The sequence below is a fragment of the Sphingobacterium puteale genome (assembly GCF_050986225.1).
Taxonomy (GTDB): Bacteria; Bacteroidota; Bacteroidia; order Sphingobacteriales; family Sphingobacteriaceae; genus Sphingobacterium; species Sphingobacterium puteale.
Genome location: NZ_CP158959.1, coordinates 866,285 through 890,817, shown reverse-complemented (window position 1 = coordinate 890,817; position 24,533 = coordinate 866,285). Strand labels below are relative to the sequence as shown.

Sequence of the window (24,533 nt, the reverse complement as noted above, 5' to 3'; positions counted from 1 at the left end):
TGTATAAAAAATAACCGCAAAAAATCTTAGTCACCATGCGTAATTCATTACCTAATTATTACAAAAAAATGAAAACACCTCCACTCAAAAGAGAACTCTCTTTTTATCGGATCCTGAAGTATCCGTGCTTAACATTTTCAATTACCTCCATATTCTGCAGTTCTCTGATGGCATCTCCAGGAATGGCTCAAAGATTGGATAAAAGTAGAATAAACATTAAAATAAGCAAGGGACAACAACTTGAAGCTATCCTGCATAAAATGGAGAATCTTTCAGGGCTAAGTTTTGTTTACAATCCGGACCTTCTGCAAGAACGCAATACTGTTGTCAGTGGAAATTTCAAAACGGAATCTGTACGTTCGCTGTTGAATAAACTTGGAATCAGTGCGGTAGAAAAAGATGGTCATATTATACTTACCACGCAAGCAAACATCAAAGCAGATCGTATCATTACCGGCGTTGTTAGGGATACCCTCGGTAGCGCTATTGCTGGTGTATCTGTAAAAGTGGTCGGAACCCAAGTTGGCACAACGACTGATGCCAAAGGTTCTTTCCGTATTGAAGCAGGGGCACAGGCGACACTTTCGTTTTCCATGATTGGTTTCCGCTCAAAAGAGGTGGTTGTGGGCGACAATGAAGTTATTAATGTAACCTTAGGCGAGGAACGTTCGACATTATCTGAAGTTGTCGTTGTTGGTTACGGAACACAGAAAAAAGAAACATTAACTGGTGCCGTAAGTGTGGTATCACTTGATAAATTATCCTCACGGTCAGTAAACAGTGTTGGCGAAGTGCTCGCAGGAAAATCTCCCGGAGTGATTGTGACCAACGAAGGTGGTGACCCAACTTCACCGCCACGTATAAATATTAGGGGCGCCGGAGGTATCAATGGAGAAAATGTACTTTATGTTATTGATGGTTCAATTTTCTTAGGTACCCCACAATTAAATCCCAACGACATCGAGTCTATTTCAGTGTTAAAGGATGCCTCTGCTGCGATCTATGGCGCTAGAGCTTCGGGTGGTGTGGTGCTCATCACAACAAAGAAAGGTAAGAAAGGACAGATGCAAATCAGTGTTGATGCCAAAATCGGCCAACAAAGTGCATGGCGCAAACTAAAACCTCTAAATGCCCAACAACGTGCGGAAGTGGCAGCGACTGCGGCAAAAAATGGCGGTACAACCATCTTACCTGCTTTCGACCCCGCAAAATATCCAGACGGACAGGTTACCAAAACCAACTGGATGGATGAAGTCTTTAGAAATGCAACTTTGCAGGACTACAATGGCGCTATCAATGGTGGAAATGAAAAATCCAATTTTTACTTGAGTTTCAATTACCGCAATGCGGAAGGTATTGTGCTTAATACAAAAACACAACGCTACAATTTCAGGGTAAACTCAGAGCATCAGATAACCCCTTGGTTAAAAGTAGGGGAAAACATGTCCTATAGCAGCACCAATGGAAATGGCGCCAATACCAGCAGTGATTACACTGGGGCACTCCTTTCTGCAATTTATTATCCGACCAATGGAACTCCTTATAATCCTGACGGCAGTTTTGCAGGTCTACCAGGTCCTTTTCCAGGTGATTATGGGGATATTATTAATCCCGTTGCCGAACTGATGCGTATTGACATCAATCAACCTGAAAATGTATTAGTCGTCAATCCCTATGCAAATATTCAATTGGCCAAAGGCTTAACATTCCGATCGAATTTAAGCATTACCAAAACGAACTCCAGATATAAAAGCTTCACACCAAAACGTCCTGAAATAGGTAAACCGGTATTGAACAATAGCTTAGTTGAAAGGGCTAGCGACGCAAATGATATCCTCGCTGAACAAGTCCTAAATTACAAAACTTCATTTGATGCCCACCAACTTGATTTGACAGGTGGTTATACGTTTCAAAGAACCAAAAGTACCTATCTGAATTCTTCAGCAACTGGTTTTGATGATGAATCCAAACAATATAGGTATCTAAATAATGCGAATACAGTACAACCGCCCGAAAGCGGCTATAACTCTACAGCAATTTCATCTCTTTTCCTGAGAGCAAACTACAATTACAATGAAAAATACTTGCTTTCATTAATTGGAAGACGTGACGGTTCGTCAATGTTAAAGGAGAAAAACAGATATAGAAACTATTATTCCATTTCGGGAGGTTGGGCGCTGAATAAAGAGGATTTCTTACAATCCGTAGAATGGTTGAATGAATTAAAATTGAGAGGTAGCTATGGTGTACTTGGTGGTCTTGCAAGATTAAGCCCACTGGATGTTAGCCCACTTCTTGTGCGAACAACGAGTTATTTCGGTGCAAAACCAGTATTACAAAATGGTTATGCGCAGAATGTATTACCAAATGAAGACTTACGTTGGGCAGAAAGTAAGCAAACCAATATAGGCTTGGACCTTGGTATTTTGAACGGTTTGAGTTTGGTCGCGGATTATTTTGTCAAGGAAACAAATAATATGATCTTAACACGAACGCTTCCGGGAACCGCGGGTCTAAGTACGCAAACCATTAACGGGGGCCTGGTAAAGGATAAAGGTTTTGAATTAGGATTAACCTATAGCAGTGCGAAAAACAAGGACTTTTCGTACTCCATCAATGCGACACTAACCAAATTAACCAACAACGTTGAGGAATTGGCTCCAGGATTGAACAATATTGCCGTAGGCACCAACTTTAGAAATGAGTTGGCTCCCCTAACAATAACTGTCGGTCAACCACTTTATAGCTATTATGTCTTAAAGACGGATGGCATTTTTCAGAGCCAGGCAGAAGCTGATAATTACAAAAATGCCAATGGACAAAAAGTTCAGCCCAATGCAAAAGCCGGTGATTTTAAATTTGTAGACATCGATGGCAATGGTTCCATTGGTCCCGAAGATCGCTATTACGCTGGCAGCGCCTATCCTGATTTTTCCTATGGTCTAAGTTTCAATGCTAACTACAAAAATTTCGATTTTAATATTTTTGCTCAAGGTGTACAAGGCAACAAACTCTTCAATGCAGTCAAGAGAACGACGTACAGCGCCAGTGGCCCTTCGTACAATAAATTAGAAGGAATTCTTGATGCTTGGTCGCCAGAAAACCCGAACGGAAAAGTGCCAATTATCTCGAGTTCAGACGCCAATGGTAACTTCAATGCCTCAGATTTCTATATCGAAAATGGTTCTTTTCTCCGCATCCGTAACGTTACTTTGGGGTATACCCTACCAAAATCTTTGGCTGATAAATTTAAACTTGGGAACGTACGAGTTTACGCCACTACAAACAACTTGTTCACGTTCACAAAATATACGGGATTCGACCCAGAGATTGGTATGGATAACAATGGACTTGATGTTGGTCGTTACCCACAAGCCAGAAGCTTTATCTTCGGTTTAAATGTCAATTTTTAATCTTAAAATAATGCCAACAGGATCTAAACAAAGGATAGTTCAATCTATAGCCATTTGGTCTAGGCCCTTATCAATCATTAAAAAAGAAAATAAGCAAATGATGAAAACGAATATAAAATACCTTGCAATAGCAGCAACAGCACTCTTTGCATCGTGTACGAAACAATTGGATATTTCTCCAGAAGGCGCACCCTCTTCACAGAATTTTTGGAAAACAGAACAAGATGCGATCAAAGCAGAGGCCAGCATGTACGAAAAATACAATGAAGAGGATTACTATGGACGTGGGATGTTCTGGTTTATCAATGCAAGCGACGATATGGTCACAGGACGCAATAAACCTGAAGCAGATAATATTAAGAATTTTAACCGCAGCTACATTGGTGGTGGTTACACAGAAACACAATGGAGTATGCGCTATGCCATCATCAAAAGAGCAAACGACATTATTATCAATGTCCCGCGCATCTCAATGGATGAAAATCGGAAAAAGCAAATTATTGGCGATGCTTATTTTAATGCGGGCTTAGTTTACTTTCAACTGGCAGCAAATTACGGAAACGACAAAGCTGGTGTGCCAATTGTCACACCAGAAACAGATGCCACAGTACCGGTTCCGCGTGCCAATAATGTCAACGAAAATTATGACTATATTATCTCTTTGTTTTTAAAAGCGGCTGAAAATCTACCCTATTTTTCAGATATGAATTCATCTGATTATGGCAAAGGACACAAAACCGCAGCTTGGTCTTACCTATCAAAAGTCTATCTCTACAAAAAGGACTATACAAACGCAGCAAAATATGCGGATATGGTCATCAATTCAGGCAAACATAATTTGCTACCGACCTTTGTCGATGTGTTTAAGGCGGCCAACAACTGGTCTCAAGAATATATCTGGTCTGTTGTCTGTACGCCGGATGGTGGTGGAACTGGCTGGGGAAGCAAGCTTCCGGGAGTTATGTTGACCAATAAAGCTTGGGGAATTTACAACGGCTGGGGGTACTATCTGCCTACCAAAGAACTGTACGATTCATTTGAGACGGGTGACTCGCGTCGCGAAGCAACGATCTTAAAACCTGGTGACAAATTCCAGTTCTTCGGTGCGGAACGTACTTTTACAAAAGATGGTGGTGCGACATCCAACTATCAATTCAAGAAGTACATGGAGCCTTTTTCATACAAAGATCCCATTCCAACACACGTCAACCCAAACGGTGATAATGGAACAACAGATTTAAATGTACCATTGATGCGTTATGCGGAAGTACTTTTAATTAAAGCTGAAGCAATCATAAATTTAAATGGCTCAGGTGCTGGTGATACTGAATTAAATAAAATCAGAAAACGGGCTGGATTATTACCGAAAAGCGGAATGACATTAGTGGATTTAAAACGCGAACGCCGAAATGAACTTGCTGGCGAATGGGCGGACCGTCACCGTGATCTGGTCAGATGGGGTGATGCACAAGCCACTTATGCCAAACCTTTACATGATTTCGATGGTACGGTTATCTGGCCAGCCAGAACCTTCAACCCACAGGTGCACGATGTTTGGGCGATACCACAACGTGAAATCGACAACAGTTCAGGTGTAATTAAACAAAATGCAGGATGGTAAAAAGCAATAAGTTAATTTGGTTATTATTTGCCAGTCTAAGTATTCAGTCAGTTTCCGCTCAGCAGAAACTGACTGCTAATGCAGGGCACAGCCATAACGATTACAAACAACAGATTCCATTGCTGGCGGCCTACTACGCTGGTATGGGCTCTATCGAAGCTGATGTCTTCTATCGTAATGGAGAGCTCTACGTTGCACACGAAAGCAGTGAAATCAAGCCCGGGAAGACCTTAAAAAAGCTTTATATCGAACCTCTAATTGCCTTCTTCAAAGAAAATGGTAACCGTCCATATGCCGATCCCAGTCAAAAGTTGCAATTGGTGATCGATATTAAGGAAAATTACGAACAGGTACTTTCTAACTTGTTGGAAAATCTAAAAGGATATGAGGCTGTATTTGATCAGCAGAAAAATCCTTCAGCTATTAAGATTGTTATCAGTGGGAATATTCCTCCGGTCGAAAAATTTAATCATTATCCACAATTTATCTACTTCGACGGGAGGCCCGAAAAAGATTACTCGCCTGAACAGTTGAAGCGCATTGGAATGATCAGTCAGAGTATTGCTCACTATTCGGTTTGGAACGGCAAAGGAACACCTACTCCACCTGATCTCGAAAAAATGAAAACCGTCATTGACAAAGCGCATAAAATGGGCAAACCTTTCCGCTTTTGGGCTACAAAAGATAGCCCTAACAGCTGGAAAGAATTGGCGTACATGGGTGTAGATTGGATCAATACGGATCAACCAACCGCATTAAAAAATTTCTATCTAAATAATGCCAAGGTTGAATACAGCAATCCACAGTCCTACAGTCCCTACATACCCAACTATAAAAGTGATGGTGCCACCACCAACATAAAAAATGTTATTTTGTTGATTGGAGACGGAATGGGCTTAGCCCAAATTCAAGCTGGTTTAAGCGCTAATTTTGGCCAATCAAATATCATCAATATGCAGCATATTGGTTTTTCCCGCACCGAAGCATCAAACTCTGATTTTACAGACTCCGCAGCCGGTGGAACAGCGATTGCTACTGGGCATAAAACCAACAACCGATATATTGGTGTGGATGAAAATGGTAAATTGATCGCCTCAATTCCCGATACCTTGGCCTCCCATGGTATCAAAAGTGGTATCATTAGCTCAGGAGACATTACCGATGCAACACCTGCAGCATTTTACGCACATCAAATGGACAGGACAATGTCGCAAGAAATTGCAGCGGACTTCCTCCACAGTCATGTCGATATCTTGGTAGGTTCCCATCAGGAAAGTTTTCTAAAGAATAAGAACGGTAAACTGATGCAAAAATTGAATGAAAAAGGTTACCAACTACAGACCACATTGAGCGACTTCGAAAAAGCCACTTCGGGCAAACAATTGGTGCTTCTAGCGGATTCGGCGACAAGAAAAGTGCTAGACGGACGAGGAGACATGTTAAAAACCTCGCTTTTAAAAACCATACAATTGTTATCCAAAAATAAACATGGCTTCTTTATCTTGGCTGAGGGTGCGCAGATCGATTATGGAGGACATGCAAATGACCTATCTTATGTTGTCACAGAACAACATGATTTTGATAGACTGGTGGGCGAAGCTTTAAAATTTGCAGACCAAGATGGTGAAACCCTAGTCATTGTGACAGCAGATCATGAAACGGGTGGACTATCCTTATTGGATGCTAATTATAGAAAAGGTTCAGTCAGAGGAAATTTTAGCAGCGATGATCACACCAACATTATGGTTCCGGTCTTTGCTTACGGTCCCGGTTCACAGCATTTTATAGGTGTTTACAACAATACTGAAATTTTCAAAAAGATTCTGAAGGCTTATAGGCTGAACTAAAAAAATACTGCTTACAGATCGGGTATCCGATCCCAACAGATTCCCATAGATAGTACTATGATATCCGCAAAATAAAATCCCCTGATTGTACAATCAGGGGATTTTATTTTTATGGAACCACCAAAGCAGTGAAATACCTCTCCTTCCCTCAAAATTCGATTTAGCTTATTGTTATTCGATTTTTTACTTATCTTGTAATCCGAACAAGAACAACCTTTATGATACCACGACTCAAAAGAATCGCGATCTTATTTTTACTACTGGTCAGCGCTTCCATACCTCTTTTTGCTCAGGACAATGGAAAGGCGGATTGGTTTAAAGATGCCCGTTTTGGCATGTTTATCCACTGGGGCTTATACAGCGCTGCTGAAGGTATGTGGAAAGGTGAGCCTTTACGGTATATGAATAATTATGCGGAATGGTTACGCTACCGCAACCGCGTATCGAAAGAAGAATATGGCAGCTTGGCCAAGCGCTTTGACTGGAACAAGATAGATCCGGAAAAATGGGTGCTTCTGGCAAAGGAGGCCGGAATGAAATATATGATTATCACGACCAAACATCATGATGGTGTGGCGCTATGGGATACCAAAGTAGGAACCTATAGTTTACCTAAACTGAGTAGCTCCAACCGCGATGTGATCAAAGAAATCGCAGCTGCCTGTAAAAAGCATGGTATAAAACTCGGCTTCTACTACTCACACTGGATCGACTGGGAACATCCCTATGGCTGGAATCATCAGCAAGAATTGTCCGGACATGTTACGGATGCACAATATAATAAGTACTGGCAGGAAAAAGTAATACCCCAGCTTCGTGAGCTCATGAGCAACTACGGTGATATTTCACTGATATGGTTTGACATGTGGATCCCCTATCAAAAATCCATCATCAAAAAAGAACAGTTGCTTCAGGTCGTAAAATTAATCCGCGAGCTGCAACCGAACTGCCTGATCAATTCACGACTGGGCCTTCCAACAGATGCTGAAAACGTAGATTTCGAAACCCTTGGCGACAATCAGTTTGGCAGCAAGTATATCGCTCACCCTTGGGAGACGCCGGGCACGATCGCACACTCCTGGGGCTACAACGGTCAGGAAAACGAATGGAAATCTACCAGTCAGATCTTTCAGTCATTGATTTCAAACGTTAGTCTCAACGGTGGATTCACCTTAAATATCGGTCCTCGTGCCGATGGTACTGTTCCTTACGAGAGCGTAAGCCGCTTACATGATGTAGGCTCTTGGTTAAATACCTATGGCAAAAGCATCTATGGTGCCACGGGTCTTTCTTTAAAAAACAACCATTTTGACTGGGGTTACCTGACCACAAAAACCGAACAAAATAAAACGGTGGTCTATGCGCATGTATTTAACTGGCCTTTGGATCACAAACTTCGTATTACAGGTATCAAATCCAAACCGTCCAATATAGCAATGATGAAAGGTAACAGTTCAACGACTTTGAACTATGAGCAGAAGCTGAGTTCAATCCATATTGACCTGCCTGTTGATCAACCGGATCATTATGTTTCGGAAGTAAAATTGACCTTCGATGGTCCCTTGGAACTGGACAAAAATACCGTCCCTGAATCTACTTTTGGTGGTTTTTCTCTAAAATCAACCAATAGCCTCAATAATGACCTGAAAATCGTACGTTATAACGGCAAAAATCCGACCCATGCTGTCCTCACGGGAAATACGAAGATCGACTGGGAAGTGACGGTTACGGAGGCCGGAACATATGCGATAGATTTCTCTGCGCACAATCCCAATAAAGAAAATATTCCCTTCGAAATTAGCGTTGCTAACCAACAACTGGGGGGAAGTTTTGATCCTACAGATAAAATGGTTGTCGAGCCAAATGAAAATAACTACACCGAAGAATTTATAGAAAAGCGTATCGGAACATTAAAATTTGATAAACCGGGGAAATATATCCTGACGTACAAAAGTCAACAGCGGCTTCCACTCTGGTTTAATTGGTTATGGCTGGAAAAAACAAAAAATTGAGTTATTTAGATTAATAACTACTTAAAAAAGGGCTTATGATTTTTTGTATTCATAAGCCTTTTTTACTATTCGAAAACTGTGTTTTATTTTTTTAATGTAACCCCTTCAACAGTTTAAATCCATATTTTCAAATCATTTTTGATTGGGTAATTTTACAAAGGATTTATTGAATACCCTCTGAAACCTTTTGCTCTTTACTGTGTTACACATAATAACCTACTCTGCAACTCGTTATGCAAAAATTACCTATTTTAATATTTTTTTATTATTTTGTGGTAAAAGTTACCAATTTTGTAAATTGAGACCAGACAAGTGTCATATCTTATAAATGAGTAAATTGATCCTAAATATTGTTGGTTAATGCATCTAGAACGGAACTCTTTATCTGCGCCTTCCGCTCAAACGCAAAGTTCGGGGTTGGAAGGATTGATTACAACTTTGGAAGACGGCACCATTCTACATCTCAATGAACGCGCATGCGAGCTTTTAGCGTTAGAGATTAAGGATGCAAAAGGCAAAAAATTACATCAATTAATTACATTTTATTCATCTGAGGACGTATCGCCTCTTACAGCAGAACAGACTCGCTTTCAGATCGCGCTCAAAAACAATCCTAACGACCAAGAAATAATCTTAGGAATCGCAACAGGGGATATGTTTAAATGGTTTGTTTTCCATACCAGCCCTTTCTCCGAAGAAAGTAACACCGGCCTCCTAATATCTTTCATCGATATTTCAAAAGTTATCAATCAGAACCATGCCCTGAAAGATAAACAACAGCAGTTGCAACTGCTGGTTGCCTCCCTCAACGATCTGGTCTTTGAAGTAACCGATACCGGAGTGTTTAAAAACTATTGGACCAATGATCCCGGTTTACTATTCTACCCACCGGAGGAATTTTTAAACAAAAGCCTGACCGAACTTTTCCCGGCAGATCTGGCTATACCAACGATTCAACTGATCCAGAAATCTTTACGGTTAAACAGGGAATTTAAAATGGAGTTTCAGTCTCCTTCCGAACAACATACAGACAAATGGTATAGTCTACAGATCAAACCTATTCATCGATCGCAAAACCGGATCGCATTAGTTGTCTCCGATATTACAAAGCAGATTGAATCAACCGAAAAAATCCGATTTAACGAACATAAATTCAATCAGGCCTTCCATTTCTCTGGTTTGGGCATTGCCTTGACAAATCTAGATGGTTATTGCATTGAATCCAACCATACATTAACCAAGATTCTGGGGTACACACAGGAAGAGTTGTCAACAATGAAATTCTCACACAACACTCATCCTGATGACGTCGAACGTGACATCGAGCTCAGGAGAAAACTTATTCGTGGTGAAATTGAAACATTTACCATACAAAAACGTTACCGACACAAACTCGGTCATTATGTGTGGTGCTCAGTGACAATTGCAGCAGTCTTTGACAATGCCAATGCCCCCCTATTTTTGATCGTTCAGGTTCAGGATATTTCTGAATCAAAAAAAAATATCGAAATATTAAAGCGGCAAAAAATAGAATCTGATCTGGTTAAAATGGAACTCGAAACCAAAGTCAGACAACTGGAAGAATTTACGAATATCCTTGCGCATAACTTAAAGGGACCGCTAAGTAATATGCCGATGCTCATCGATGAGCTTAAAGTCTCAACAGATGAAGCGGTAAAGGCTGATTTTCTGAACCTTTTGAAGATCAGCACGGAGCAACTTACCGAAACGTTACACGACTTGGGTGAGATACTTGAATTGAGGTCGAATAAATCGCTCGTATTTGAAGACTGTGATTTTCTCCAAATATTTTATAAAGTAAAACAACAGTATATTGGAGAAATACAGCAAAAGAATGCCATTATTTCTGTCGAATTCAATGTGACCAATATCTACTATCCAAAAATTTATCTGGAAAGTATCCTTGGCAATCTCATCAGTAATTCACTTCGATTTACAGCGAGCGATAAAGCGCCATGTATTGAAATCAGGACTTCCCTAGAGGAAAATGGAACATTATTGACCGTCAAGGATAATGGATTAGGTATCAATCTACCTAAATACAAATCCCAGCTTTTTATGTTCAAAAAAGTTTTCCATCGCGGCTTTGAGAGTAAGGGTATTGGATTATTTCTCACGCGCTATCAGGTGGAGTCACTGGGGGGGAAAATAGATGTACAAAGTGAACCGAACGAAGGCAGTGTCTTTTCAGTCAAATTTTTAGAAAGAACGTAATGAATCAGGAAAATAAAAGAAAAATCATCCTTATAGACGACAATGCGATCTTACGCACTATTTTTGGCTACATGCTACAGGGGTTTTCGGATTATCCAATTGAATTTTACCCTTTCAAAAATGCATTGGACGCGCTGGATTTTATGGAATCGCATGACATCAGTGCATCATCCGGGCCAACCGTACTGTTTGTTGATATCAGCATGCCCTTTATGACAGGCTGGGAACTGATGGACGTTTTAGAGGATAAAACCGATTTTATCAAGCAGACCAGGATCTTTATCATAAGCTCTTCCACCAGCCAGAGCGACCAGGAACAATTGGCAAATTATCCTTTTATAAGTGGTTTTATTTTGAAACCTTTTGGCAAAGAATTATTATATGAAATTCTGAGAGCGCCTCATTAAAGATGATCGCTCCATCTCCAAAATGCTGGATAACAGCATTGAACAGACAATTAGTCTGTTCTTTAGAGGCAAAATAGGCATCAGTTAAAAGACTGATGCCTATTTCCTTTTTTATCTGCATTGTTAGATTGCCTTACATTTCTCTGCAAGCCAGTTCTTTTCTTCACTTGAAAGATGTGTTGATAACTGATCAAATACCCATTGATTGTAATTATTCAGCCACGAAAGATGCCTTTTTTCCAAAAGAGATTTTTCAATCAAGTCCGTCGCAATATAACAGATTGTCAATGTCTCAAAATCCAGGAAGTCACCGAATTCAGAGGATCCCGCTTTACGCGTCAATACCAGATTTTCAATACGGATGCCGTGTTTACCAACACGGTAAAGACCAGGTTCAATAGAGGTAATCATGCCGGGTTCAACAGCAACATCTATTGCGGCAGCATTAAATGTCTGCGGCCCTTCATGCACATTCAGGAAAAATCCAACGCCATGCCCTGTGCCGTGCCCATAGTTACGTAACGTTTCCCACAGTGGACGACGGGTAATGGCATCAATTTGATATCCCCGTGTACCTGCAGGAAAGATAGCCTGCGAACCTTCTATCGTACCTTTCAATACCAAGGTATAATCCTCTTTTTCCTCTTGCGTAAGACCTCCCAGTGAAACAACACGTGTAATATCCGTTGTACCTGTCTTGTATTGGCCACCGGAATCGACCAATAACAGCCCTTTGGGTCGCAACGTATAGTTAGATTGCTCATTCGCCGAATAATGTGGCAATGCACCGTGGTCTAGATATCCTGCTATGGTGGTGAAAGAAACATCAACAAATCCGTCTTGTTCCTCACGGAAGCCACGCAGCTTATCAGCGATAGACAGCTCAGACAGCTCTTCGCTGGCAACATTTTCTTCCAGCCATTTAAAAAACTTCGTAAGTGCAACACCGTCTTTTACAAAAGTATGCCTGTTATTTTCAATTTCAACTTTATTCTTAATGGCTTTTAAGGTCGTAGAAGGATTTATTTTTTCTACGATTTTAATGCTATCAGGCACGCTGTCAAATACAGCAAAGCAAGTACGCTTCGGGTCAATTAAGATGGCCTTGGCCGATAATGTTTCAATCGTTTGATAGATGCTTTCGTATGCAGCTATTTCTACACCATAGCCTTTTAGTTCAGCAATTGTTTCGGTGCTCAACTTCGACAGCTCAATGTAGAGCGTTGCTGTATCCGCTGTAATCAATACGAATCCTAAAACAACTGGATTGCAGGGTACATCCTGGCCACGGATATTAAGTAACCAGGCGAGATCATCCAAGGAAGATATTAAATGTGCATCGGCACGATTTTTCTTCATTTCAGCCCGAACAGCCTCAATCTTCGCAACAGTAGACTGCCCTGTGGTGCTTTCTGGCAACAGGTAAGCCTGCTCCTTTGGTAAGTCCGGTCTGCCCTCCCATAAATCAGATAACAGATCGATATGACCGTCCACCTGAATATCCAGAGGCTCCAAAGCATTTTTGACAGACTGAGCCACCAAAAGTGAGGCTAGATTACCATCAAAAGCAACTTTTGCTCCTGCATTCAATTTCTCACCTAACCAATCCGCATATTCCGCCGCTGCCTGGACTTTCAGCTTAACCAATTCAAAACCGGTTCCTTCCAATTGTTCCACAGCCTGAACAAAATAACGGGAATCTGTCCAAAGGCCAGCAAAATCTTGCGTGATAGCCAAAGTACCTGCAGATCCTGTAAAACCTGAGGCCCAGGCAATACACTTGTAACGTTCCGGTAAATATTCACTGATATGAGGATCTGATGACGGGATAATATATCCATCGATTCCTTGAATCTTCATAGCCTCACGAATAGCAGCTAATTTTTCGATATGCTTCATGTTGTCTATACAATTTTATGCAAGTTAGGATTTTTTAGGGTCGAATACCTAACTTTAAGGCAAATAAAACAAACGAATTAAATGCGTATATACGCTAGTTAAAATTATATATACATTGGACCAACGGTGCAATATCAAAGAATCGTACAGTTCATTTTCAAAGAAATTACATGTTGATGAAAAAAATCGCCCTATATTCCATAACACTATCGACGTATGCATTTACCGCGGTGACAAGCTCCCTGTTTGCTCAGAATATCAGAACCGGGATCCAAGAAGCATTCAATCAATTTCAAAACCAAGAAAGCCTGAAGAACGCAATAAGTTCTTTGACAGTATTTGACGGAAAGACAGGTCAAACCATTTTTGCTGCCAACGAAAATATCGGGCTGGCTACAGCTTCAACGATGAAAGTCATTACAGCTGCTACTGCATTGGATTTTCTTGGAAAGAGCTATCAGTTTAAAACGACCTTATATTATACAGGTTCAATCGATGAAAACGGAGTCCTCAATGGAAATATCATTGTTTCGGGCACCGGTGACCCTACACTGGGGAGCGACCGTTATCCGGAGACCAATGCAGCTATTGTGTTAAACAAATGGATTACGGCCATTCAAAACGCAGGGATACGAAGCATCAATGGTGCAGTGATTGCCGATGACCGTCTATATAATGGCAACCAAATACCGGGGGGTTGGATCTGGACAGACATGGGCAATTATTACGGCGCAGGCATTTCATCGCTCAACTGGCGCGAAAATGCTTTTGGTATAAATTTCAGTCCGAGCAATAAAGTGGGTGCAAAAGCCGAAATTATCCAAGACACGACCCGCGCTCCTTACCTGAACATTATCAACGAAACCACTACTGGTAAAGCTGGTACCGGGGACAATGTGTATGCCTATTCGGCACCTTATTCGACCAAAATATTTGTCCGTGGCAGCTATGGTCAGGATTTAAAGAAAACCATCGAACTCGCTTCCCCGGACCCTGCATATGATCTAGCCTTTCAATTGAATGAAGGTCTCAACAAACAGGGCATTGTTGCTATTCAACCGCCTGCAACAGGGGCGAAGATGGATTCGATAGACGTATCCCAAAAGCAAACACTGGATGTGCACCTATCGCCTACCATGGACAAAATTGTCTATTGGTTTAATCAAAAAAGTATCAATCTCTATGGGGAAGCCTTACTAAAGGCTATCGCCTATACCACCGCTGGAAAAACGGGCACTGACGATGGTGCCAATTATATCCAAAAATACTGGAACGCCAAGTTAGGGATTAAACCGGGCGAGATCAATAGCGTGGACGGTTCGGGGCTTTCGCCACAGAATAGAGTTACGACCCTGGCCATGAACAAAATCATGCAGTACGCGCAAAAGCAAAACTGGTATCCCGTATTCTACGAAAGCCTGCCGACCTACAATGAGATGAAGATGAAAAGCGGAACAATTGCTGGTGCCTTAGGCTATACCGGCGTGCACACAGCAAAAAATGGACAGTCTTTTACCTATACCTTATTGGTCAATAATTATTCGGGATCAGGAGCAAATATGCGCAGGCAAATGTTTAAATTGCTGGACGTTTTGAAATAACATATTATTGTCTATTTATAATAAGATATTGGCAAATATTTTCAAATATCAAAAAGAATGATAGATTTGTAGCCTTAAATTAATAAAATCGTAATGAGTAACACTAATCGTAAACAGGCAGCGTTAAATTACCACTCAATGGGTAGACCTGGAAAAATAGCTGTTGTTCCGACAAAACCAACAAATTCGCAAAGAGACTTATCGTTAGCATATTCTCCTGGCGTAGCGGAGCCATGTTTGGCTATTGCCGAGAATAAAGAAGATGCTTATAAATATACCGCAAAAGGGAACCTTGTTGCTGTTATCAGTAACGGTACAGCTGTATTGGGCCTAGGTGATATCGGCGCTCAAGCAGGTAAACCGGTCATGGAAGGAAAAGGTTTATTGTTCAAAATTTTTGCTGACATTGATGTCTTTGACATCGAAGTGGACACCAAAAATGTTGACGAGTTCGTTAAAATTGTAAAAGCATTGGAACCTACTTTCGGAGGTATCAACCTGGAAGATATCAAGGCTCCTGAATGTTTTGAAATTGAGCGCCGCCTGAAAGAGGAAATGAATATTCCGGTCATGCACGATGACCAACACGGTACAGCAATCATTTCCGGTGCAGCACTGATCAATGCCTGTGAAATTATCGGAAAAGATATCTCCAAAGTAAAAATCGTCGTCAATGGTGCCGGTGCTGCTGCAATGTCCTGCACAGCAATGTATATTTCCGTAGGCGCAAGCAAAGAAAACATTGTGATGCTTGACAGTAAAGGCGTCATTCGTACGGATAGAGAAAATCTGGACAGCATGAAAGCACAGTACGCTACAGATCGTGATATCCACACCCTAGCAGATGCTGTCAAAGACTCCGATGTGTTTATTGGTTTATCTGCAGCGGATGTCATGTCTCCAGAGATGTTGTTATCAATGGCTGCTAACCCGATTGTTTTGGCGATGGCCAATCCAAATCCAGAAATTGCCTACGATCTGGCAATGGCTACCCGTAGCGATATTATCATGGGTACTGGGCGTTCGGATTATCCAAATCAGGTGAACAACGTATTGGGCTTCCCTTACATCTTCCGTGGTGCTTTGGATGTCCGCGCGACAGCAATTAATGAGGAAATGAAAATTGCCGCAGTACGTGCTATTGCTGACCTAGCAAAACAACCCGTTCCTGAAGAAGTCAACCAAGCGTACAATACCAACAATTTAAAATTCTCCGAAGAGTATATCATTCCTAAACCTACCGATCCTCGTCTGATTACGGAGGTTTCTATGGCTGTAGCAAAAGCAGCAATTGAGTCCGGTGTTGCAAAAACAGCAATCGAAGATTGGGATAAATACCGCGATGCATTGCGTAAGCGCCTAGGTAAAGATGATGCGATCATGCGAAACCTCACGATGGCCGCTAAAAGAGACCCAAAACGTGTTGTCTTTGCTGAAGCAGATAATTACAAAACATTACGTGCTGCTCAAATCGTAAAAGAAGAAGGTATTGCAATACCGATCCTATTAGGTAAGAAAGAGAAAATCCAACGCTTGATCCAAGAGTATGCTTTTGAATTGGACGGTGTGGAAATCATTGATCCAGTGGCTGAGGTTGACAGTGAATCAGAGCGTTCGAAAAAATTCATCGAGCACCTTTACACCAAAAGACAACGTAGAGGAATCACCCGTTACGATGCGCGCAAACTGATGTTTGACCGCAACTACTTTGGGGCTTCTTTGGTTGAGTTTGGCGAGGCAGATACCTTGATTTCTGGTATGACCAAAAACTATGCAAACACCATCCGCCCGGCATTGCATGTCATCGGTGCCAAACCGGGCAGCCGAGTTGCAGGTATGTATATGATGTTAACCAAAAAAGGTCCTATTTTCATGGGGGATACTACCGTGAATGAGGATCCTACTGCACAGGAGCTGGCTGATATCACCTTACTTTTGGACAAAGCGGTTAAACGCATGAATATCCAACCACGCATTGCTTTGTTGTCTTACTCCAATTTTGGCTCCAGTGAAGGAAAGACTCCTACCAAAGTGAGGGCAGCAGCACAGATCATTCATGAGCAGCACCCTGACATCATTGCTGATGGCGACCTGCAAGCTAATTTCGCCTTAAATAGCGATATGTTGACCGACAATTTCCCATTCAGCTGTCTAAATGGACAATCAGCAAACACACTTGTGTTCCCGAACCTGGAATCCGGTAACATTGCCTATAAGCTATTACAGGAAGTCGGTGAAGCGGAAGCGGTAGGTCCAATTCTTTTGGGGATGAACAAACCGATCCATGTACTACAATTGGATAGCTCTGTACGCGAAATCGTCAATATGGTAACCATTGCCGTAGTTGATGTTCAAGCACATCTCAAAAATTTATAGAATCGCTTAAAATCTTCCTATATTCGTAGTACTATGTACGAATATTTTAATGGAAAATTAGCATATAAAGCCCCCACTCATGTTGTTATCGATGTGAGTGGGATTGGTTATTATGTTCACATCTCTCTTTATACCTTTTCCCAAATCAAGGATCAGGAAAACTGTAAATTATTTATTTCACTGCAAGTTCGGGAAGATTCCCATACGCTATATGGTTTTGCCACGGAGAGTGAGAAAAAACTGTTCGAGAACCTGATCTCCGTTTCAGGTATCGGCCCTAATACGGGCCGGATGATCTTATCGTCCAATACACCCGATGAAATACAATCCGCCATTGTCAATGGTCAGGTTGCCTTAATTCAAAAAATTAAAGGAATCGGTCCCAAAACAGCACAGCGTCTGATCCTTGAACTTCAGGATAAATTGAAAAAACAGGGCGTGGAAGCACTTTCAACTACGATTCAATCGCAATCCATACCGGACGAAGCTTTATCTGCCCTGGTCATGTTGGGCTTCAATAAAGCTGCGGCCGAAAAAGTATTGAATACGATTCTAAAAACAGAAGCCAACCTCTCTGTGGAGGATATGATCAAATTAGCGCTAAAGAGGCTTTAAAAAACGGCGGGCTCAATTCGCTTAACAAAAAGAGGCATACAGGTTTGGCTCAAATAAAGTTTCATCTGCTGTACTCCAATTTCAGGATCGCTAGGATGTATCTTTATAAATGCCATAAGATTTATAGGGACTTTCATAGGGACTTCATTCGGATCAAAGCGTATAATATTCTTATCAATCTCGTATAAAAAACATGTTAAACGAGAGCTAATCTGCATTTTGTTCAATCATTGAATCGAACCGTTTGCTTTTTAATAAGCTGGGCCGTCCAATACTGTAAGCTCAGATAAAATTACGGATGAGATAAACTTTATTCGACAATAAATATGCATCCAAATGGGATAAATCACCAGTATCCTCAGCGGGCAATGCAAACGATTGTTTTAATTAAAAACACAGTAAATCAAATCACTACAAAACACAAAGAAGAGTATCCTATCCTATTTCAACACGCTATTTGTTACATTAAGCCTTTGCTAAATCGTATTTATTCCTTTATTTTTAGGGCTTCTTATTTCAGTTATAATCGCACTCATGAAAAAACTATTTTCACTTGCGCTTGCTTTAAGTATAGGAGCAGCAGTATTTGCGCAGGAAAAAAAAGATGTCACATTGAATATTGTGCCTCTACCGCAACATGTCCAGATCAAAAATGGCTCATTCAAAACCAATGCGAACACAAGAATTGCTTTTGATAGTGAAGAGGACAAAAAAGTTGCCGCTTTATTTCAGGATTTTTTAAAAAGCAACTACAACCTCAATTTATCGCTGGTAAAGTCGGCAGGTAAAAACTGTATTTATTTTTCTTCTAAAAGTGCAAAATCAACCAATACGGAAGCCTATGATCTCAACATCGCTTCTGACCAAATTACGGTCAGTGGAAAAGCAGCCGGCCTATTTTATGGTATGCAGTCTTTGATTCAATTGCTTCCGGTCGATAAAAAAGCAAGTATCGAAATTCCGCAAGCATCCATTCAGGATGAACCTCGTTTTGCTTACCGCGGATTGCATCTTGATGTTGGCCGTCACTTCTTCCCCGTAGAATTTGTCAAGAAGTATATTGATATTTTGGCATCCTACAAACTGAATACTTTTCATTGGCACCTGACAGATGATCAAGGCTGGCGTATTGAAATTAAATCCCATCCCAAACTGACACAGATAGGTGGCTATCGTAACCAGACATTATTGGGTAACTATAAAACTGACGGTGACTACGACAATACCCCTTATGGTGGTTTCTATACCCAAGACCAGATCAAAGAAGTCGTTGCTTATGCAAAAACGAAGTATGTTACTGTCATTCCTGAAATAGAGATGCCAGGGCATGCTTTGGCGGCGCTTTCTGCTTACCCAGAGCTAGGTTGTGGTGATCACCCTGGGCCATACACAGCAGCGCAGACCTGGGGTGTATTTGATGATGTTTTCTGTGCTGGCAAAGAAGAGACATTCAAACTATTGGAAGATGTTATCGACGAAGTCATTCCATTGTTCCCAAGCGAATATATTCACATCGGTGGTGATGAGTGTCCTAAGACCAAATGGAAGACTTGTCCACATTGTCAGAAAAGAATCAAGGATAATAACCTCAAAGACGAACATGAATTGCAGAGCTATTTTATTCAACGTATGGAAAAATACATTAATAGCAAAGGCAAACGTATCATTGGCTGGGATGAGATCTTAGAGGGTGGATTAGCACCAAATGCGACTGTTATGAGCTGGAGAGGAGACCAAGGAGCCATCGAAGCGGCAAACCAAGGACATGACGTCATTATCACAGCCAACAGTTATGGACTTTACTTTGACCACAAACAAGGTGCTGATCAAAATAGAGAGCCATTGAGCATCGGTGGGCTTTCGACATTGCATAAAGTATATGCTGCCGACCCTATGCCTACCAAAATTTCGGAAAACAACAAGAAACACGTTTTGGGTGTACAAGCGAATATCTGGACAGAATATATCGGTTCTTCCAATAAAGTAGAGTTCACCATCCTACCGCGTGTACTGGCTCTTTCGGAAATTGCCTGGACGCAACCGGAGAATAAAAACTGGAAGAATTTTTCCGAACAACGTGCGGCACGCCAATTGGCAAAGCTCGATCAGACAAACACATTCTATCGTGTACCTGAGGCATATGGTATCACTGACACGACGATATATGCATCAGAATATACCATCCGGGATTTAAAGCCATCTGTAGAAGGTGCCAAAATCTATTATACCCTGGACAATTATGACCCTTCAGAATTGGATCTTGAATATACCGGGCCGGTCAAGGTGACGGTTCCAAACAGTAAAGAACGGGTATTCAAAGCCGTAGTTGTAACGCCTTCCGGAAAAAGAAGCAATTACATTAGGGTAAACATTATCAATACAAAGAAATAATATCATTTCGTCCATGCGAAAGCGCTAATATTCTGTTAACTTTGAACAGATATCAGCGCTTTTTAATTGACGTGTGGTATCACTACAAGAATTTAAAAAGAATTTCTATGGCTGAGGATCTGTTAATTGCCAAAGGCAGCAAAGAAGAACAATATCAAAACTTACTTCCACAGATAGGTGGATTGCTACAGGGAGAAAATAATCAGATTGCAAACCTTTCCAATATTGCGGCAGCATTAAAGGAACAATTCAATTTTTTTTGGGTTGGTTTTTATCTCGTAGACGGTGCTGAAGAACTTGTTCTTGGTCCCTTCCAAGGACCTGTTGCCTGTACACGCATAAAAAAAGGAAGGGGTGTATGCGGGGGAGCCTGGGCACAGGAAAAAACACTTATTGTACCCGATGTGGAGCAATTTCCCGGGCACATTGCCTGCAGTTCGCTGTCACGCTCTGAAATCGTATTACCTATTTACAAAAAGGGGGAAATTATCGGTGTACTTGATGTGGACAGCAGTGAATTGGATAGCTTCGACGAAATTGACGAAAAGTACCTTACCCAAATCTTGCAGTTGTTGGATAAATAACACGTTAAGCATTATGAGCAAAAAGGTATATTGCAAAAACCTAATAATCCAAAGTCGAATCATTCATACAAATGATTTCTACGGGAGCACTCACGGTCTTTATCTTATTGTAATTCCCAAATTTTAACAAGCTTGTCGTCACTGACACTAAAGAAATATTGGCCGTCTTCGGACCAGATTCCTGCATTGACGGATAGATGATGGCCATCCTGCATTTTGTCGCGGCTCATGTTCTTCAAAAGCGCAAAATCGGCGTTAGACCAGAATTTCAGTGACTTATCGCGGCTTACTGTTGCAAAAAATGGTTCAAAAGGGTGTGGATAGATCCCATACACTGTGAACAAGTGTGGTACAAAGGAAAAGTTATTGCTCAGTTGATTGACATCCGAAATAATAAGCTGTGCATCGCGTCCACCGCTTAACAGTTTATTTTGAAGAAAAGCCAAAGAGGTTGTGGGCAGACTATGCAACTTCATCCGTTCGATAACATGAAAGTCCTCGCTAGCCAACAAATATACCCAGCCATCTTTATCGCCCAGAGCAATCTTGGTTTCATCGGCATCCACTGCAATACTTCGTACTGTCGTTTGGGATAGCTCTACGTCATAGATACGTTTGTATGTGGCGAGGTTGATTACATAAAGTCGTCCTTCTTCCCCTACGGCGAGCAACTCATTCTTTTGCCGGATATAGGAAAGTGCAAAGATAGCTCTATTGCCGAGCTGCAAACTCGCCACGAGTTTCTGTTCCTGTACATCCACGAAAAGCAACTTTCCCTCCCGCAGCGCAATCGTCAGTATCGCAGTTCCAGGAATCAATTTTAAAGCATACACGGAGGAGGTCACCGCACACAGAATACGCTTAAAACCATTCTTTTCAATATCCCATTCCACCACGCCCTTATCGTTGCCACCCGTAAAAAAAGTATGCGGATAATATCCCTTCTCTACACAAAAAATTGGGTTTTGATGTCCCGATAATGTTGCTCTTAATTTAATATTCATAGTTATCTATTCAAATTCTCCGGATGATTACCGAAGTGGCCCTGCTTGCAAATGAAATTCGCTTCCTCATCAATTTAAATTTACCAACTCCAAATAAACAGCCGGAAAACAATAAAAAAGAAGTGCAGCATATTCACAAATATACTGCACTTCTAAGACTATTTTGTCATATTACCTTAAAGCCTCGCCCATTTACCGATTTCCATAAATTTTCTTTGCGTGTATATTCGAATTCGGTACATATACTATTCAGTCACAAAGGCTTTCTTGGGGAACAGCGTTATTGATGTCTGCTTTCAAGATTTTTAGCGATTGTTTCCAACGAAAATCCCTTCTCACGCAACAATACGATCAAATGGAACAATAGGTCAGAAGTCTCATTGATAAAGTCTGTTTCAGTTTCAGTTAATGCGGCAATAACCGTTTCTACAGCTTCCTCGCCTACCTTTTGGGCGATCTTATTAATTCCTCTGGACCGCAAACGGTTAACATAGGATTCGTCAGAAGGATTTTCGTAACGATGATTGACGATACGTTCGAGCTCCAGTATAAAATTCTGATTGAATTCTGTGCTGAAACAGCTCCGGCTTCCCGTATGACAAGTGGGTCCCATAGGATCAGCCTTAATCAATACGGTATCTTTATCGCAATCAATATGGATACTCTTTACGTTTAAAAAGTTTCCACTCTCCTCTCCTTTAGTCCAGAGACGGTTTTTGCTACGAGAAAAAAAAGTCACGCGCTTCTCTGCCTGTGTCTTTTGCCAAGCCTCCTCATTCATGTAGCCTAACATCAACACTTCCAGGGTTTGGGCGTCTTGCACAATCACTGGAACAAGTCCGTCACTTTTTGCGAAATCTAACATTGTATTAGTATCTAGTATTTAGTATCTAGTATTGAGACTCTGGTAGCGCAAGCCCAAGGCTTACTCACTATCTATCTTCTCCTCTTTTAATTCTTTATTCTTTGATCCATATTTCTGGATCTTTGCGCTTTATTTCTGGATCTCTACCCGCAATTATCTTACGACAATACCATGTTGGCGTAAAGTCTGCTTAAGGTCCGGAATCAATATTTCGCCATAGTGGAATACAGAAGCGGCTAACGCGGCATCCACATTGGCCTGTTGAAATACATCGATGAAATGCTGTTGATTACCGGCCCCGCCAGATGCGATCAACGGAATATGAATACGATCGTTAACGGCCTTTAAGAATTTATTGTCAAAACCGTTTTTCGTGCCATCGTGATCCATTGATGTCAACAGGATTTCTCCGGCTCCACGTTCTTGCGCTTCACGGATCCAATCCAGGGTATTGATCTCCGTTTTGATACGCCCCCCACTTAAATGGACAAAATCCTCTCCTTCGATCGACCTTGTATCGACAGCGACAACCACAAACTGAGCTCCAAAAGCTGCAGCCATCTGATTGATCAACTCCGGATTTCGTACCGCAGCAGAGTTGATCGAAATCTTGTCCGCACCAGCATTCAATAAGATATCCGCATCGCTGATTTCATTGATACCGCCACCGATTGTAAAAGGGATATTTACCTGACGAGCTACCGCTTTTACCAGATCTATCGTTGTCTTGCGACCTTCATGTGTAGCTGTAATATCTAAAAACACAAGTTCATCAGCTCCTTGCTGGGAATATTCATAGGCGAGTTCAACAGGATCACCCGCATCACGCAAATCAACAAAGTTGACCCCTTTTACCGTACGTCCATCTTTAACATCCAAGCAAGGAATTATCCGTTTTGCCAGCATGTTAAAATCGGATTAATGATTTGAGATTCCAGTCTTTGACTTCATCAATTGAGATACGATTCTCATAGATCGCCTTGCCTACAACAACGGATTCTACACCACCCAGCTCCTGAAGCTTTTGAATATCATCCATAGAGCTGATACCCCCCGAAGCAATCAGCTTGATGATCGGAGAATGGTCCAGCAATTTTTGATACAACTCCACGCCTGCGCCACCTAATTTACCGTCTTTACTGATATCGGTACAAAGGAATCTAAAAAATCCCAAAGCCAAGCATTTATCAATATACTCGATCAATTTAATTGGCGAACTTTCTAACCAGCCGGAGTATTTAATGACTTCGTCCAATACATCAATTGCAATGACAATATGATCTGCGTATTTAACTTTCCCTTCATTTAGGGTTGCCAGTTCTTCCAAAAAAGAAGGGTTTGTGATCGCTTGCGTACCCACGATGACACGATATACACCGGCATCAACCAATTCCTTTACTTTATCAATGCTTCTGACCCCACCGCCATACTGAATTTTCATATCGGTCTTTTGGATGATATCAAATAAATAGGCCTGATTGCTAAAATCACCTTTTGCGCCATTTAAATCTATGATATGAACCAATTCTGTACCATTCGCATGGTAGTTCTCGATCTGCTCCTCTAAACTAATCGCATAAGTTGTAACGTCGTTGTAGTTACCCTCTCTTAAACGGACAACTTTTTTGTCCAAAACGTCAATTGCTGGAATGATATACATAAT

Annotated in this window: 16 protein-coding genes; 11 read left to right on the top strand and 5 right to left on the bottom strand. The window is 41.3% G+C overall.

Features of this window, described 5'->3' with window-relative positions; all coding sequences use genetic code 11:
* Positions 1-35: 35 nt before the first annotated feature.
* The 6 genes from ABTV71_RS03715 to ABTV71_RS03690 all read left to right on the top strand — a co-directional run bounded on the left by ABTV71_RS03715 (position 36) and on the right by ABTV71_RS03690 (position 11,535).
* The gene (locus ABTV71_RS03715; RefSeq protein ID WP_433902276.1) at positions 36-3,413 is read left to right on the top strand and encodes a SusC/RagA family TonB-linked outer membrane protein; all 3,378 of its coding nucleotides are present in this window, start codon (positions 36-38) and stop codon (positions 3,411-3,413) included.
* A 97-nt stretch (positions 3,414-3,510) separates the two neighbouring features.
* On the top strand, positions 3,511-5,034 hold the full coding sequence (locus tag ABTV71_RS03710) for a RagB/SusD family nutrient uptake outer membrane protein (protein WP_433902275.1): 1,524 nt from the start codon (positions 3,511-3,513) through the stop codon (positions 5,032-5,034).
* On the top strand, positions 5,028-6,881 hold the full coding sequence (locus tag ABTV71_RS03705) for an alkaline phosphatase (RefSeq protein WP_433902274.1): 1,854 nt from the start codon (positions 5,028-5,030) through the stop codon (positions 6,879-6,881). The genes ABTV71_RS03710 and ABTV71_RS03705 overlap by 7 nt, the downstream gene beginning before the upstream one ends.
* Before the next feature lie 218 nt (positions 6,882-7,099).
* On the top strand, positions 7,100-8,893 hold the full coding sequence (locus tag ABTV71_RS03700; RefSeq protein ID WP_433902273.1) for an alpha-L-fucosidase: 1,794 nt from the start codon (positions 7,100-7,102) through the stop codon (positions 8,891-8,893).
* A 360-nt stretch (positions 8,894-9,253) separates the two neighbouring features.
* Positions 9,254-11,128, top strand: a complete 1,875-nt coding sequence (locus ABTV71_RS03695; RefSeq protein WP_433902272.1) for a PAS domain S-box protein — start codon at positions 9,254-9,256, stop codon at positions 11,126-11,128.
* Positions 11,128-11,535, top strand: coding sequence for a response regulator (locus ABTV71_RS03690; protein WP_433902271.1), 408 nt, complete (start codon positions 11,128-11,130; stop codon positions 11,533-11,535). Before ABTV71_RS03695 ends, ABTV71_RS03690 begins: the two co-directional genes overlap by 1 nt.
* 123 nt (positions 11,536-11,658) lie before the next feature.
* On the opposite strand, the gene ABTV71_RS03685 is transcribed toward ABTV71_RS03690, so the two are convergent.
* Positions 11,659-13,434 carry an aminopeptidase P family protein gene (locus ABTV71_RS03685; protein ID WP_433902270.1) on the bottom strand — a complete coding sequence of 592 codons (1,776 nt, stop codon included), beginning with the start codon at positions 13,432-13,434 and terminating at the stop codon, positions 11,659-11,661.
* Positions 13,435-13,610: 176 nt separating this feature from the next.
* Here ABTV71_RS03685 and dacB point away from each other — a divergent pair, with 176 nt between their 5' ends.
* The 5 genes from dacB to ABTV71_RS03660 all read left to right on the top strand — a co-directional run bounded on the left by dacB (position 13,611) and on the right by ABTV71_RS03660 (position 21,001).
* Positions 13,611-15,035 carry a D-alanyl-D-alanine carboxypeptidase/D-alanyl-D-alanine endopeptidase gene (dacB, locus tag ABTV71_RS03680; RefSeq protein WP_433902269.1) on the top strand — a complete coding sequence of 475 codons (1,425 nt, stop codon included), beginning with the start codon at positions 13,611-13,613 and terminating at the stop codon, positions 15,033-15,035.
* 93 nt (positions 15,036-15,128) lie between these two features.
* On the top strand, positions 15,129-17,411 hold the full coding sequence (locus tag ABTV71_RS03675; RefSeq protein ID WP_121125561.1) for an NADP-dependent malic enzyme: 2,283 nt from the start codon (positions 15,129-15,131) through the stop codon (positions 17,409-17,411).
* A gap of 33 nt (positions 17,412-17,444) precedes the next feature.
* Positions 17,445-18,026, top strand: a complete 582-nt coding sequence (gene ruvA / locus ABTV71_RS03670; RefSeq protein WP_121125562.1) for a Holliday junction branch migration protein RuvA — start codon at positions 17,445-17,447, stop codon at positions 18,024-18,026.
* Between the two features lie 534 nt (positions 18,027-18,560).
* Positions 18,561-20,417 carry a beta-N-acetylhexosaminidase gene (locus tag ABTV71_RS03665; protein WP_121125564.1) on the top strand — a complete coding sequence of 619 codons (1,857 nt, stop codon included), beginning with the start codon at positions 18,561-18,563 and terminating at the stop codon, positions 20,415-20,417.
* Positions 20,418-20,524: 107 nt separating this feature from the next.
* Positions 20,525-21,001, top strand: a complete 477-nt coding sequence (locus tag ABTV71_RS03660; RefSeq protein WP_121125565.1) for a GAF domain-containing protein — start codon at positions 20,525-20,527, stop codon at positions 20,999-21,001.
* A 104-nt stretch (positions 21,002-21,105) separates the two neighbouring features.
* On the opposite strand, the gene ABTV71_RS03655 is transcribed toward ABTV71_RS03660, so the two are convergent.
* The 4 genes from ABTV71_RS03655 to ABTV71_RS03640 form a co-directional block, all read right to left on the bottom strand.
* Complete coding sequence (locus ABTV71_RS03655; RefSeq protein ID WP_121125566.1) at positions 21,106-22,005, bottom strand: WD40 repeat domain-containing protein; 900 nt, start codon at positions 22,003-22,005, stop codon at positions 21,106-21,108.
* A 280-nt stretch (positions 22,006-22,285) separates the two neighbouring features.
* Positions 22,286-22,870: a bifunctional phosphoribosyl-AMP cyclohydrolase/phosphoribosyl-ATP diphosphatase HisIE gene (hisIE, locus tag ABTV71_RS03650; protein WP_121125568.1), complete on the bottom strand. Its 585-nt coding sequence runs from the start codon at positions 22,868-22,870 to the stop codon at positions 22,286-22,288.
* A gap of 153 nt (positions 22,871-23,023) precedes the next feature.
* Positions 23,024-23,776 (bottom strand): imidazole glycerol phosphate synthase subunit HisF, encoded by a 753-nt coding sequence (hisF, locus tag ABTV71_RS03645; protein WP_433902268.1) that lies wholly within the window; start codon positions 23,774-23,776, stop codon positions 23,024-23,026.
* A 1-nt stretch (position 23,777) separates the two neighbouring features.
* Positions 23,778-24,530 carry a HisA/HisF-related TIM barrel protein gene (locus ABTV71_RS03640; RefSeq protein ID WP_121125570.1) on the bottom strand — a complete coding sequence of 251 codons (753 nt, stop codon included), beginning with the start codon at positions 24,528-24,530 and terminating at the stop codon, positions 23,778-23,780.
* Positions 24,531-24,533: the final 3 nt, after the last annotated feature.